The sequence below is a fragment of the uncultured Methanobrevibacter sp. genome, from assembly GCF_900314615.1.
GTDB lineage: Archaea > Methanobacteriota > Methanobacteria > Methanobacteriales > Methanobacteriaceae > Methanocatella.
Map to the genome: position 1 here is coordinate 12,595 of NZ_OMWA01000012.1, position 14,849 is coordinate 27,443.

Annotated in this window: 18 protein-coding genes; 11 read left to right on the forward strand and 7 right to left on the reverse strand. The window is 33.0% G+C overall.

Annotated elements, in window-relative coordinates:
• Positions 1–686 precede the first annotated feature (686 nt).
• From QZN33_RS05160 to QZN33_RS05210, 11 genes are all read left to right on the forward strand, one after another.
• Positions 687–860, forward strand: a complete 174-nt coding sequence (locus tag QZN33_RS05160) for a hypothetical protein (RefSeq protein ID WP_296789887.1) — start codon at positions 687–689, stop codon at positions 858–860.
• A gap of 68 nt (positions 861–928) precedes the next feature.
• Positions 929–1,270 (forward strand): hypothetical protein, encoded by a 342-nt coding sequence (locus QZN33_RS05165; protein ID WP_296789888.1) that lies wholly within the window; start codon positions 929–931, stop codon positions 1,268–1,270.
• A 531-nt stretch (positions 1,271–1,801) separates the two neighbouring features.
• On the forward strand, positions 1,802–2,191 hold the full coding sequence (locus QZN33_RS05170) for a hypothetical protein (protein WP_296789889.1): 390 nt from the start codon (positions 1,802–1,804) through the stop codon (positions 2,189–2,191).
• Positions 2,192–2,202: 11 nt separating this feature from the next.
• Positions 2,203–2,694 carry a hypothetical protein gene (locus QZN33_RS05175; protein ID WP_296789890.1) on the forward strand — a complete coding sequence of 164 codons (492 nt, stop codon included), beginning with the start codon at positions 2,203–2,205 and terminating at the stop codon, positions 2,692–2,694.
• 227 nt (positions 2,695–2,921) lie between these two features.
• The gene (locus tag QZN33_RS05180) at positions 2,922–3,152 is read left to right on the forward strand and encodes a hypothetical protein (RefSeq protein ID WP_296789891.1); all 231 of its coding nucleotides are present in this window, start codon (positions 2,922–2,924) and stop codon (positions 3,150–3,152) included.
• An 83-nt stretch (positions 3,153–3,235) separates the two neighbouring features.
• Positions 3,236–3,619 (forward strand): hypothetical protein, encoded by a 384-nt coding sequence (locus QZN33_RS05185; protein WP_296789892.1) that lies wholly within the window; start codon positions 3,236–3,238, stop codon positions 3,617–3,619.
• Positions 3,609–4,127: a hypothetical protein gene (locus QZN33_RS05190; protein ID WP_296789893.1), complete on the forward strand. Its 519-nt coding sequence runs from the start codon at positions 3,609–3,611 to the stop codon at positions 4,125–4,127. The genes QZN33_RS05185 and QZN33_RS05190 overlap by 11 nt, the downstream gene beginning before the upstream one ends.
• 161 nt (positions 4,128–4,288) lie before the next feature.
• Positions 4,289–4,597: a hypothetical protein gene (locus QZN33_RS05195; RefSeq protein WP_296789894.1), complete on the forward strand. Its 309-nt coding sequence runs from the start codon at positions 4,289–4,291 to the stop codon at positions 4,595–4,597.
• 197 nt (positions 4,598–4,794) lie between these two features.
• Complete coding sequence (locus QZN33_RS05200; protein ID WP_296789895.1) at positions 4,795–5,007, forward strand: hypothetical protein; 213 nt, start codon at positions 4,795–4,797, stop codon at positions 5,005–5,007.
• Positions 5,008–5,201: 194 nt separating this feature from the next.
• A complete protein-coding gene (locus QZN33_RS05205) occupies positions 5,202–5,498 on the forward strand; it encodes a hypothetical protein (RefSeq protein WP_296789896.1) in 297 nt (98 codons plus the stop codon).
• Positions 5,499–5,543: 45 nt separating this feature from the next.
• On the forward strand, positions 5,544–5,942 hold the full coding sequence (locus QZN33_RS05210) for a hypothetical protein (protein WP_296789897.1): 399 nt from the start codon (positions 5,544–5,546) through the stop codon (positions 5,940–5,942).
• On the opposite strand, the gene QZN33_RS05215 is transcribed toward QZN33_RS05210, so the two are convergent.
• The 7 genes from QZN33_RS05215 to QZN33_RS05245 are packed head-to-tail and all read right to left on the reverse strand — an operon-like array spanning position 5,928 to position 14,849.
• Positions 5,928–7,298, reverse strand: a complete 1,371-nt coding sequence (locus QZN33_RS05215) for a hypothetical protein (protein ID WP_296789898.1) — start codon at positions 7,296–7,298, stop codon at positions 5,928–5,930. The genes QZN33_RS05210 and QZN33_RS05215 overlap by 15 nt on opposite strands.
• Before the next feature lie 20 nt (positions 7,299–7,318).
• Entirely contained in the window at positions 7,319–8,185 is an 867-nt protein-coding gene (locus QZN33_RS05220) for a hypothetical protein (RefSeq protein WP_296789899.1), read from the reverse strand.
• Between the two features lie 6 nt (positions 8,186–8,191).
• The gene (locus QZN33_RS05225) at positions 8,192–10,762 is read right to left on the reverse strand and encodes a hypothetical protein (protein WP_296789900.1); all 2,571 of its coding nucleotides are present in this window, start codon (positions 10,760–10,762) and stop codon (positions 8,192–8,194) included.
• Between the two features lie 2 nt (positions 10,763–10,764).
• A complete protein-coding gene (locus QZN33_RS05230; protein ID WP_296789901.1) occupies positions 10,765–11,466 on the reverse strand; it encodes a hypothetical protein in 702 nt (233 codons plus the stop codon).
• Complete coding sequence (locus QZN33_RS05235) at positions 11,463–11,738, reverse strand: hypothetical protein (protein WP_296789902.1); 276 nt, start codon at positions 11,736–11,738, stop codon at positions 11,463–11,465. The genes QZN33_RS05230 and QZN33_RS05235 overlap by 4 nt, the downstream gene beginning before the upstream one ends.
• A gap of 5 nt (positions 11,739–11,743) precedes the next feature.
• Complete coding sequence (locus QZN33_RS05240) at positions 11,744–12,283, reverse strand: hypothetical protein (RefSeq protein WP_296789903.1); 540 nt, start codon at positions 12,281–12,283, stop codon at positions 11,744–11,746.
• Positions 12,284–12,290: 7 nt separating this feature from the next.
• Positions 12,291–14,849, reverse strand: coding sequence for a hypothetical protein (locus QZN33_RS05245; RefSeq protein WP_296789904.1), 2,559 nt, complete (start codon positions 14,847–14,849; stop codon positions 12,291–12,293).

Consider the following 14,849-nt stretch of genomic DNA (forward strand, 5'->3'; position numbering starts at 1 on the left):
CTTTTAACTCATAATCAATGGAGTAATGGGAGATATTTAAATAATACAACAGGTTTTGATTCTAATAACAATTCATCATTAACCATAGAAAAAGATTACTTAAAAGTTTCAGGCATCGGATATATTATATGTCGGATTAATTATGGATTAAATGCTAATGTTTGGTTAAGAACAATAAATGTCTCTTCAAAGATAATTACATTTAAAAATGCTACCTTTCAATTTAGTTTTGATGGTAATTGGAAAACAGGAATAACAATATCCTCTTCGAATAATTGGCAAACTGTAAATTTATCATATATTATCCCCGAAGATTCAAGTACAGTTTCTATTGCATGGGTTATTAACTCAAATGAACAGGATAATTTATTTTACTTAAAATATATCTCATTAACCATTCAGTAAAAGATAAATTAAATTATTATTCATTTAATGTTTGGTCAGGAGGAGATTACTCACATAACATTTCAAATACAGAATATAGGTTAGGTCCTGGAGCAAATGTTAGTGTATCAAATGATTATTCTTATAACTATAATTATTCTATTAAAATAACAAAAAACGGTTCTTCGGGTAATTGGTGCAGATTCCCAATAAACTTGGATAATACGTTATTGGGCAAAACAATTAATTTATCTGCAATGATCTACACTCCATATGCGTACTGTAATGTGTATCTTCTTCTTATGAATGATACTACTCCAGTAAAAACAATAACATCTGTTTTTGCTAAAAACACTTTATTTGGATTAGTTGAGTTATCTTCAGTCTTTGATGTTTCTGCGGAAAAAGTTTATTTCAATATTCAAGTAATTGACGGTAGTGTTTATGTAGATAATTTAATTTGCACTATTTTGTAAAAGATAAAGATATTAACTACTTCTGTTATGAAAGTGAATTAATATCCTCCAAAACATATAACATTGATTTGAATAATACAGATTTTTATTTAGAATTTATAATCCATCCTACTGCAAATAGTGATACTGCATACATCAACATTGGTGATCCTTTAAATAACCTGCAAATTGGTGATATATATGGTAATGCAAATTGTGGATTAAACTTTACTGGGGGTACTTTTTATGGGAAAGCAATTAGTATGAATGTTGATACAAAGATAACCGTAACTCGTAAAGGTACAAATGTTATTTTAACAGTTGGGGGATCTTCATATAGTATTTCAAATATGAATATTATTTGTTCTACTCTAAAAAATGTAACCATAAATGGAGAAGTTATGGAAAAACTTATTGTTTATTCTATTTAAGAGTGTTTCATAGGGGTTTTAACTAATTTATGTAAAAGATAAATCTAATTTATTAGATTATAATCTTTGGAGCGGTACTGATTATCTTAAAAATATAACTGGTTTCACAAAACATCCTACGTCTTCAACTGAATGGAGTGTTAATGGTGAACGAAGCTTAAAATTAACTCGAACAAGGGACCAATATGATGATTATACAACTGAATGGTTTCAATCAATTCCTACAGGGAATTATTTAGTTACTCTCAAACTTTATGCTCCAAATACTAATGGGCAGGTTTCATTATTTGTAGGGGCAAATGAATCAATTTCTGTAGGTTATTCTAAATCCAATACTGTGCAAAATATATCTATATCTGTTACAGACAATAATATAATTGGAATGAGAATATCAGTACACTCTTCTTTAGAATCAGTATACTTAGATGATTTAAGTGTAATATCTCAGTAAAAGATAAGAATATTAACTATATTGCATATGATATTGGAGTTACATCAAATTATAGTGATATTTGGCAAGATAATAACAATATGATTTCTCGTCAATCCGATGGAACAGAATTAACTGGAAACCAATGGAATAGCATATCATTAAAATTAAACAATTCAACCAATATACCATTTACTGATGATTTATGTATTGAATTTGACTTATTGGCATTAAGTGGGAACTTTAGAATTAATTTCAACGATGGTTCAGACCATTATTACACTTGGAATAGTTCAGACCAATATCAAGACATAGGACATTGGAAATTCATTATAAATAATGGAAAAATCACAAGACAATTAGATGATGGACAAGTGTATGATTTAAGCACTTTCGACAACACAGTAAGTACATTTACTTTTATGTTATATGCTTATCAAAATTTCCAATTTGCTAAATTTACTAATTTTCAAATATATCAAAGTCAGTAAAAGATAAAGATTTGAATTATTTATCTTATGATATAGGAGTATTATCCAACAATAATGCAGGTTATTGGACTGGTAAAGATGATAGGATTACAAGTGAACTAACATCTACTGGAACAGTTTTAACAGGAAATAACAGTAATTTATACAATTGTTATCTTGGAACATCATCTACATCCGGACAAACTTGTTATCAGGGAAAATTATGTGTTGAATTTGATGTTGTGTCAGTAACAAGCGCAAATAGTATAAGACCCCAATTAACAAATGGAACAACAAAAACATCTACATTTTATTTAAATGAGTTAGGGGTTGTTGCTGGAGATCATATTAAAATTGTTGTAGAAAATGATTATGTAGATTGGTATATTGGTAATGCAGTTAATCCAGTTAAACATGATACTGTTACTTTTAGCGAAACAACATATGCTATTGGTTTCAGGGGGAAATATCCATCTGTTTTTAAATTCAGAAATTTTATAGTTTATTCTAATTTAAATATGTAAAAGATAAAGATATCAATTATCTATTTTATGATATTGGAGTAACTAGTAATCACAACGATAACTATTCATTAAGCAACATAATTAAATCAGTTGATAATGGAGTTAAATTCACAAATGATACTTCAGTAGGATATGCTTATTTCAAAAATGGGGACTCCTTCAATTATCCAATAACATTAGAATTTGATTATTTAGATGCTTCCAATAGGTCAAATGTAGGTATTGATTTGCATACTGATGGAATACACAGATGGACTTTTGGAGAGTTTAAACTTAACACAGATACTCATGTTAAACTCATATATGATGGGGAGCACATAACCCCTTATATGGATGGTTCTATTATATCAACTGGAATACAAGAGCAATCTGCATTAACTAATTTTAAATTAGGATTTTATGTTAGAAATGATGGTTACCTTAAACTAAAAAATTTAATTGTATACTCTAATCAGTAAAAGATAAAGATTTAAATTATATCTTTTATGATGTTGGAACAACTACAAATTACAATAATTGGACTAACACTTGGTCTGCTATATTGACCCGTGGTTCAGAATACAGTACAATCGAAGTTGATACTGGACAATCATTAGCAACATATTACAAGTCTGTATCTGGCGATAATATCTGTTTTGAGATTGATGTAATGACTACACAAGCAACAAACAAAGGATTGATTACTTGGAGAAAAGTAACAACAGTACAAGGGTCATTTGTATTATCAGAGTTTAATCTTTCTGCAAATACTTGGTATCATTTTAAAATTGAGTTAAAAGACAAAATGTATGTTTATGTTGATGGAGTAGCACAAACACCTAAAAATTATACAAATGATTATGATAAATTCTGCATACATTGTTCAAGTGAGGGCGCTACAAATCTTAAAACATACTTTAAAAATTTTATGATATATGGAATATAAGACAGTAAAAGATAGAAGTTATCATGGTTGGAATTTATTATGGTATGATTTAGCAGAGGATAACACAAAGGAGTCAAGTTGGTATATAGACATTACAAACACTTCTGTTTCATATGATAGAAATGGAAGAACAGTTACAAAAATAGATAACAGTACAACTTGGAGATATTTCTATTATAACTCCAATGCAATTTCTACAACAACGGTGGGAACTAAATATACTATTCCGACTGGAAATGTTATAGAATTTGAGATTACTGCGATAACTGGAAGTGTTGTCTTTGATGTTTTAGATAATTTAAATAATCACTTGGATAATCAAGGAGCAACACAAACTGGACATTATAAGATTGTACTTGATGGAACAGACTGTAAAATGTACAAAGATAATGCTACAACTCCATATGCAACAAAAACAATGAATGGAACAAATGTAAGGTTCGGATTTATATTCAATGCTTACAATGAAAGCATTACTTATAAGAATTTCTTAATTTATACTCCGTAAAAGATAAAACTTTAACTTATACTTTTTATGATATTGGAACATCTACAAATTATGCCCCCTGGACTAATTCGGATTTTACTGATGGTAAGCTCAATCGTGGAAACGATTATACGATTCTAACTCCACAAGATAGTTTCAATGAACAGGATAAAATTATATCAATGAATGTTTGTATAGAATTTGATGTGAATACTTCATTTACTGCCAATAATCCTATTTTTAGATTTAGAAAGAATAGATGGGCTAGTATTAATGCAGATTTTGATTCAAATGGATTAAGTATGTCTACTGATGTATGGTATCATATAAAATTTGTTGCTACATCAAGTAAGATTACTCCATTTGTAGATGGAGTTGAAAAGCAATATAAAACTCCAAACGATACATTTGATACGTTTATGATTGCTTTAAATAATGGTTCAATTTCAAATATGAAATATAAAAATTTTATAGTGTATGAAATTCAGTAAAAGATAAAGACAAAACATACCTGTTATATGATCTACCTGAAACCGTAATTACAACTAAAAATTATTTTTTATCTACCGATAATGATTATTATGATTTTGAAGTACCATTTAAAATTGAATATGATATAGCAAATATTATTAATCCATCTAATTTTAGATTTAGAGTATATCAAAAAGATGGAGCTGCAAATCAAACAATGGTGGATAGTTTAACACAATATGGTATTTCTGATACAAAATATCATCATGTAAATGTTACTATACTTCAAAATAAGTATAGTGTTGTTGTTGATAATGTAATGGTTATAAATAAGGATACAAATTTCACAGATAAATTGCGTGTTAATTTTACAAGAACAAATACTTCTTCTTCATCTAAAGTTAAAAATATGGTAATTTATCATGATTAACGATTAGGTTTGTAAAAGATAAGAATAAAAATTATATTTTCTGGGATATTGGTAGATCATCAAATTATAATGTTTGGGATAATGTAACTTATTCTGCAAGTGAAATCAATCGTGGAGATGATTTTACCACATTAACCCCCGATAGTGATTGGGAAAGGGTAGACAAGACAATATCAGATGATAATGATTTCATAATGGAATTTGATATTAACTATAATTATTCTACCAGTTTTAGTTCAATTAGATATTATGATGGTAGTACTGGTAAAACAAGTTGGGATATGTTAAATGAGTTAGGATTAATTAGTGGAAATTGGTATCATATTAAATTAGAGAGAAATGGAAATACAATTACTCCAACAGTAGATGGAGTAACATTAACCAACAGAGCAAAGACATTTACTGGGAGCATTAATAAATTCAGTATAATTACAGATAACACAAAATGTACTAATATAAAGTATAAGAATTTTATATTTTATTCTATCTAATTTGTAAAAGATAAGAACAATTTATTAGATTTTAACTATTGGACTATGGGAGATACAGGAGTAAAACCTGTCTTAACAACATGGGGATATTTTACTTCTGAAATATCAATAGAACATGCAACTAATGGAGATAAATGTGTAAAATTAACATTAACAAATAATTCTGAGAAATATTTTAGTTTTAGAAATTCAGAATGTATTGGTAAAAAAGTAAATTGGAGAGTAGATTTATATGCTCCTGATTCTGTGAAATTAGTCATATATTATTATACAACTACTTGGATAACTGCATCTTCAGTAATAGTTCCCTCTGGAGCATCTACTACTACATTATCTGCAACAATTCCATCTAATGCAACAAATATATGGTATAGAGTGGAATGTGGTAATCTAACTACAGGAGATGTTATTTTCACAGATAATTGGAGATTATTCATAGAGTAATTTCCAATTATCAGTATAGATAATTCCACTAGTATTATTTGCAATTCTGAGTTGTAGTTGTGTTTCAGATCCTGTGAATTCATCACTTGTTATTCTTGCAGTTATTGTTTGTGTTGTTGTTGATGGTGCGAAACTTGCTGATTTCATAATAGTGTTGGTACTGTTTGGTTGGTCTCTTGCTATGAGGTATAGTATTCCATGACATTGTGATGTTACATCAACACTTCCAGTATATGACTTTGTCCGGTCTAAATTGTATTTGAAAAATACGGTATAGTCACCTGCGGATAGGTCTGATTTTATGCTTTTCTCAAAATTTGAAGACCATTCATTTGATGAAACAACGTTGGTAAATCCTTTTGAGCATGAGAATTGGATATTATCATCTTTTTCAGCTGAAACAATTCCAAGATAATCTGTTCCGCTCCAAAGGTTGACTCCGCATAAGTTCCGTTTCTCTTTTACAAACATAGTCAAATCATCACTGCACTTATTGATTTTCACATCACTAAAGTAAGTGGTGGTTAAGTCTCCGGTTAATACAAAGCAGAAACTGAAATAACTCATTGCAGCGGATAATGTAACACTTGCTGTACTGACAGCTTTAGTATCCAAATTAACTGCTTTGATGAAAACATCAGTACCTAATACGTTAATGTAGAATTTGTACCATTGACCATTGCTTGCATCTGTTAATCCTAATTGTGATAAGGTTATTCCATTCAATGTACCAGTCACAGTACCTGAACTGTTGGTTTCTATGAGGCCACAGAAACTATCGCTTGCTGCTGCGTCTACAAGTTTGGCTTTGAAACTGATTTCAGTATAACCTGATAAAACTGGACTATAAAGTAAGCTATCAAGACTGTCATCATCTTTATAGATCAATGTGTAGTCATGGTAGATTTCCTGTACGATATTGCCTGAATTACCCCATGTAGCAGTATTATTAAGAATAGCCCCATCATGGAAGAGATAATCTTGTGATAATTTTGCTTGAACGCTGAAGATATCGGAATCTTCCAATCTGAAGTTATAGTATGCTTCTCCGTTTAGGTCAGTTATTCCTTGACCTATGACTTCACGTGTTTTGCGGTTCACGAAATCTACGGGTACACCATAACAATTATTACTGTTACTGTCTGTTACTTTGGCTTTCAAAGTACCCACATCAGCAGTTGTAATCGCATTATTCGGAGTGGTTAAAGCAACATTTGCTGGTTCAGGTAAACCCACATGCAGTACACTATTATTATCCACAGTCACAAAGTTTTCAAGTATTTCTTTTGTCTGATCCCTATCAAAGAAATGATTATTAATCATTTGTCTTAAATTATGTTGTTCTATATTAGGCATGAAAAATCCTCCTCTAATTTTTAGTAGTGGTATAATATGTTCTGGCGAATGTTAATACCAGTGTCTTTGTTTCCTTTACCGCTTATGTTATGTACACAGATGCTCCCGTCGGTTTCCACACGAAATACGAAATCTCCCCTGTAGAATGGTTGGCCCACACGTCCATTTGGTTGGTATGCTTCCGGTATTGCTCCGGCTGTGTGAAGATATATTGACCCGTTGGTTGCTGCACCTACAATCCAGTATGGGCTTGGATTGTTATCCTTGTTTTTACTGTCTTTACTGGAAGCCACTCCTTTTTTAACAGAAGTACGACTATATGTGACTCTTGCTAATCTTAATGCTTGATTGACATATAAATTACAATAATTTGCTACATTATTATGACCTGATAATGTGATTTTTTCCCATTTGCAGATGTTAGTTACTGCTTCGTCAATCTTGTCGGATAAGACTTTTCCTTGATAAGCTGCTAATGCTTCACCATCAATGTAATTGCTGCTTGTTAAGTTATTAATGAGTTTGTTATGTCCATAATTAGCAGGTGTTCCTTTGCCGTATACATCTTGTGGAGTGGCGTGATTGATTTGTGCATATTCACTGTGACTGTGTAATGCACGTGCAAAATCTGCTGGAACATAACCTTGGAATCTTGTTGCATTGATTGTTAATGTTTCACTTGCATTCAATAGGATTGTGGTTAGTTCTTCTCTGTCGATGTAGGTGTCATCCATTTCCAGTACTTTTTCAGCGATTTCTTTTAATTTGGATTCACTTGTGATGACAATATTGTCGATGTTTTCTCCTTCTTCGCTGTATAATTTTACTTCAGCACCCATCATTCCTGTTTCTGTTTCATAGAAAATTCTTGTCTTATAATCCACCATAAATTATCACACCTTGTATTCTAAGTAGTTTGGAAGAATGCTGCATTGTTTGTTTAATGCGGATTCTTTTCTTTTCGCATAATATCCAATTGCTAAACCGGTTTCTTCGATGTTTGGAGTGTACACGACAGTTATGATATCGTTCAAGTTTAAGCTTGTTGAATCGGTTTCAATGTTTAATAGGTTGAATTTTACTGTCTTGGTTAGGTAGTCGACTGTGAAATCAACGTCTTCAACTAATTCTTTTTCATTGTCACCATCTTTGTTGAGGTAGATGTGACGTATTGGATCAACAGCTGATGCTCTTAGAACTATGTATTTGTCTTCAAGTATGTCTTGTGTTACTTGGATTGTTTCTTCGAAGTAGTCGAGGATTACAGGCATTTCTTCGTTGGTTAATCCTTGTATGAATACTGGATTATAGCTTACACTTAATTTACCTGGCACCATGTTATCGAGGACTGTTTCATCAAAGATTATTAAGTCATTGTCGTAATCAACTTTGTAGTCATACCATTCTCCATAAGATTGATAGTATCCTTCTCCGTTTGGTACGAGTTGGCATTCAAGTATTGGATAGGCAGGTATGTTGCTGAATTGGAATCCTGCTATGATTTGATTTTCATCTTCATCTAATCCTCCATCAAAACTGAGATATTCCATTGTGGTTTCATCAGTATAGAGGTATGGTTTGACATAGACATTGGATTTCTTGAATGTTTCAAGGATATCTGGGTTATCAACGAGATATGTGCATCTGGCGTCATCATCGGTTTTGTTTGCAAAGTTGGTTTGATGTGTTTCACTTAACAAGTAGGTGAAGTCTGATACTCCAGAGACATTAATGACTTCAAAGTGTTCCTTGACAACTTTGTCCTGTATGATTTCGGCGCTGCAATCTATCTCCGTTGATTCAACTGTGAATGGTGCATTGGCTTTTCCCCAAACTGCAGCACCTAGCATTGGAGTGATTTTAGGATTGTAAACTTTTGTCCTTACATACATGCTTGTTGGTAGTGTGCAGTAAACTTTAATGTTGACTTCCTGTATAGATGGAGTTAAAGCGTTATTTGTGGATGTTTGCCACATCTTTGCCCTTACAAACAATATTGTTGGTTTGCCGGTTATGGCTGCTCTTTCAGTACCAATGGTATGCCAGTCTTCAGGTTTATTCCTGTTACCTGTTGTGGAGTATTCAAATTCTAGGAATTTACCTTCGGCATGGTCGGTGTCATCCCATCCACTACATCTTGCACTAATGTCAATTCCAGTTATTGGATTTGTGAAAATAGGTTTGAAATATAAGTAATTATAATCCTCTTCTTCACTATCGAATGGAACATACTCTTCACTATGAGCTACGATTTTACATTCAAAAGCAAAGTCTTGTGGAGTGTATTTACCGAGTTTATATTCAATTTTATCAGGGTCATTTTTACCATAACGGGTGAATGATCTACCGTTATTCTCTGATAGGAATGCGTCACCGTTGTTGTATCTGTGACTGCAGTTACGACCCCAACCACCAATACGTGGCGCTTGCTCCCAATGAGCCAATGGACATAAGATTACAATTGCATAATGTTCATTTGCGGTTACGTTACATGGATTGTCAAAGACGAAACTATGGAATCCAGGAGTTGCATATTTAGGGTCGAATTTAGCTTCTGCCAATGGATGGTAAATACTTGCGGAACCTGAACTGTTGACTTTTGTTGCAGGATAATAGATTGTTTCAGTTCTGCGGACATATGCTCCATTTTTGTTTTTAACATATTTTCCTTTGTTTTTACCAGAAGTGATTTTCTTATATCTTTGTTTTGTAGTACCGGCAGGTGCAGCATCATAAACATATTCAGATGATTTTGTTTTCTTGTTCCATGTGGTTACTGCAACTTCTTTAGCTACTGTAGGCCATATTTGAACATATAATGGACTTCCCCATCCTACCCATTTGCTGCCGTTGGTTTCCAGTTTTAATGAAACTGATTCCAACACACCGGAGGATAATGCTTTGAAAGTTTGAGCTCTTACAATAGATGGAATATTATTGGCTTTTTCGTTTTTCATCCATTCCGGATATAAGACATATGGTTTTGTTTTATTGTATCCCACATACCAGAATGTGTTTACATTTCCGTTGGCGGACATGTTTTTAGTGTTGAAATCTTCAGTTACCAGTTCATGTTTTGGTAGAACTGCACGTTTATGTATACTAACTATTCCATTGCTGACGGTGGAGTAGGATTCAATAACACAATCGCTTATGCTCATATCAAGTAATGATTCATCTGTAAAATCAATTGGGATCATCAGTTCAGTATCGCTGTTAAAGTTAACTGTCCCATCCAAACCATTGATTTGATGCCCATAACTTTTCTCATCATCAACAAGTATTGGATTGAATCTTTTGCGGACATATGGGTTTATACGATAGTCCAGTCTTTCAACTTCCTGTTTCAAGTATTCATCATTTTCGCAGTTCTGGTCAGCCCATTGTGTAACGGCATATTTTTGCTCACCAGAGGAAGCGATTTTATTTAAGTTTTTATATACTGGTTTACAGTTTTCTGACATGTTTAATTCACCTGCACAACTATTTCTTCTTCGTTAATGTCTTTTATATGGGCAGAATCTTTAGTAGGTCTGATGTATAAGTTTTGAGACTCAAGGTCGTAGTAGTATCCGCCTTTGATTGTGTGTAAGTCTTGTAAGGTTGTTACTCTTCTGTATCCGTTTCCGGTATTGTTTTCAAATACTCCTATTACATTATTTTTCTCGGATATGTAGAAGATGTTGTTTCCTTGTTGTGATTCCTGCCAACCACGTCTTATGGAACCGGTTGATAATTGGAATCTGTATTCAACAGTAACTTCGCCAATGGCACCGGATAAGAATGTGTCGTCTATCTTTTCGTATCTGTCATGACTTATCATGATTTTATCATTGAATACTCCTATCTCTGATGTTCCTAGCATTTCACTTGCTTTGAATGCAGTTGTTAGGACTAATCTTTTGTTTTTCAAGTCTGCTTCGCAGTTGCATTTTCTCCTGCTGGTTTCATTGCCCAATGTCAAATCGGTTTTTTGTGGTTGGTTGCTACCATTACCGACGGCAATATATTCAATAGGGTCAAAGGCATCATTAATCCACCTATTCAAAAAGAATGATTCTCCAAACTGGGTGATTATATTCTTGTTTGTGAATTCAATCCGTTCATTCAGGAACATTGTTTGAATGGGCATGCTGATTGTGTAAATTCCTATTATACCTAAATTCATATGAACACCACCTTTTTATCGTTTACAGTCATTTCCGTGAACACTCCCACATGATTGTCTGCAGGAACTGTTGTTGAATCAACATTCACATGAATAATCTTTGTCAAAGGCATGAGTTTCTGCAATCTCCTCTCCAAATTATACCCGCTTTCACGTGGAATATTTGAAGGAATTTCCAATGGATTGAAATAAATATCAAAATTGTTAGGAGTCATGAAAGGTTCATTATGGAAACATTTCTTGTTGATCTCTTCACTAAATTCATCACTCATAAATATCACTCATAACCTATAGTTAAAATTAAATCAGAATCAATTGAGATACTGGAGATTTTATTATCCAATGCACCTTTAACAACCTTGTTCTGTACTGGATTTGTACTGCTATCTGATAAGCTGGAATCAACAGTCATTTTGTTTTCAGTTGTAATTTTCCCGTTACTGTCAGTGACCACATTCTTATTGGCTTGAGCGGTTGATCCGACCTGACCATCATTCTGCAAGTTGCCATGAGTATGACTTTTAGGAGTGAATTGGGTGTTCTGATTATCGGTTAATTGTGAAACATCAGATGGAATAGTGATGTTATCAAAGATATCAGTCTCCAAACTCTTCCAGTCATAAGTATTCCCATCTTTAATAGTATAATAAATATCTGTACTGGTAGGACTAACTTCAATGAATAACTTACCCATTGTCGATGCACTTGCCGTGCCTTTATCAGTTGTAACTTCGATAATGCCTCCAGCAGCAATTGCAGCTGCAATTTTACTTAGAATATAAGCTTCTAATTCTAGATTTTTAACAGTTTCAGTCATCTTTATCTCAACTCCATTCAATATTTATAACTTTTTCACAACCAAGATAAGCAACACCATCATCTACGAAACGTTCAAAGACAATACGGACAGTTCGACTGGTGTTCTTGTTTACTGGTATCGTGTAATCTGTATTATCAGCATAAGTGGCACTTGTAACTTCACCGGTGTTTAATTCAAAAGTAATACTTTGTCCGGCTATTGGGTGTAGAACTGATGGACTTAAAACGAGATTATATGAATCTCCACTAGTCTGTGTTAAGCTGACTTGTGTGACGCTGCAGATATGCTGGATTTCAAATTCATCAACTCCACGTTCAGCATATTCATATAATTCATCCCCATATTCACTAACATGAATCAAACCATCACTTGCAACAGAGGATTCATCATCAGTAATACTGAAAACCGCACCGGTTAATTCTGCAACCGGAGCATAAGGAGAATTACGTCTTAAATTATCCTCTCCTTCAGATGAATACTCAATGAATGTTAAGTCATCATCCAACTCCAAATTTAAGTTAGTGACAACACCGTCAAAATCAGATAACTTATTAAAGTCAGATGTAGGCACTTCTTTCCAAGATAAAACACCAGTTTCCTGGTCCAATGTCAAGTCTTTGATGAATTTGTCCACTATCAAATCTTCAATAAGAACATCATACTCATCAGTTTCCAATATGGCCGTAATAGTCTCATTCACACGATTTTCATTAGTGAATATTTGAGTATCAATCAACGTACTATAATTGCCTTTAACAAAAGTAATGTCCTGCACAGTCAATTGTTTATCTTGAGAAATATAGAAAAAACGAGGATTAGTGAGATTGGTTATCTCTGCGGTTTCACAACCAATTATTGTACAATTCTCACGGACAATGCAAGGTTCAGGTATAGTGATGCTTCCATATATTGCAATCAAGTCCAAGTTACCATTAACACTATTCAATGCTTTCTGCAATGTCTTGAATGGAGCATCAATTGCCCCAGAATTGTTATCATTACCACTATTGCAGACATAGAAATCCGCATCATCACAACCTCTTACATTAATTGTTATTTCAACACTATCAACATCATTATTCTCACCATCTTTACAGACAAAAGTGAAAACATTAGGATTATCCTCATCCAATAAATCAGGATTACATTTCCATTGTTGATTAGCATAAATTGGATCATCCAATTCTACAGGTTCATCATTCAGGAATATTGTAACAGTATAATCATTACTGATATCTTCAGCAAGACTGTTCAACACTTTAAAATTGAAAATAACTGGTTGTTTTTTGATTGGTCTTACTGTGCTTGCAGTTGCATAGAAGTATTCTCCAAGAACACTTTTACCATCAACCCATTTATCTTTATGTTCCCATGGTTGTGGAGTCCAGTCATCAACAACTAATGTTTCATATTCCGCACCACTGCAAGGGTCAATTCTTGTCTCTTTGTGGTGCGGGTGTCTTAGGATATCAAACCATTTTAGGATGTATCTTTCACGATTGAGCATTACTGCATCAATACCATATAATTTCCATATTTCCAGTACTGGTGCAGGAGTGTTGTGTAATCTGACGTTATACTCCAACATTCTTTTCATGTAATGGTAATCATCTTCGGTTAGTTGGTTGTTGAATGGTGGTTCTGATGTATAGTAGTCACCAAGGGTATCGATTTGAATATAAGTTTTTCTTGGTATTCTGTTTTGTGCTCCGAAACTATCGAGACTTTCATCATGGTCGTAGTGGTCTTCTTGGATGGTGTCGTTTTCAGGCCATCCTTTGAAGAGATGGTATTCATCATATGTTTCAACTTCGACTAAGAATCTTGATGATGTGATATATGATGCTTCGATTTCTGGTAGATATTTGGTTAAGACATCTTCTATGTCCCATAGTTCCACTTCAATGTAGAAAACATCATCCGGAGTATTGTTTTCTTCATCTTCATCAGTAACTCCCAAGTTTGTGATAGTGTTTCTGTAAGAATATTCAACAACTGTTTCATCTGCACTATCTTCATAGGAGTTAGTGTATATGACAGTATCATTTTTGTATAAAGTTACACTTTTCAGATGACTGAAACACCCATTGACATTAACATCAAAATTAAGATCATCAACATCAATACGCCAAAACAATAATTTATCCAATAAACTTTGAACTTCATCCGAAACAACAACAACATCACTATCCTCATCATCAGGATTAGTGAATAATAACTCATTACGAGTGTCATAAGAGTAATGATACTCACAAAGAGAAGTTCGATTATCGGCAAAATCTTCATTATGAACAAGGTTATCATCCTTGTAAATCTTAACAGTCTTCAAATTAGGGAAACTTGTAACAAAATTAATCGTATAAACATAAGGCACAGTCTGTTCCTTCCAAATCATCAATCTTTTATTCAAACGGAAACTTTCCTTAACCCTAAACAAGTCATTATACAAATCTTTGAAACGATTATTAGTAACATCCTGCGATTTATAAAAATTAGATGCACTATCCTTATCAAAGAGATATGGAAACATATCCAAAAGACTTTTCACACTATTACGAGGCAT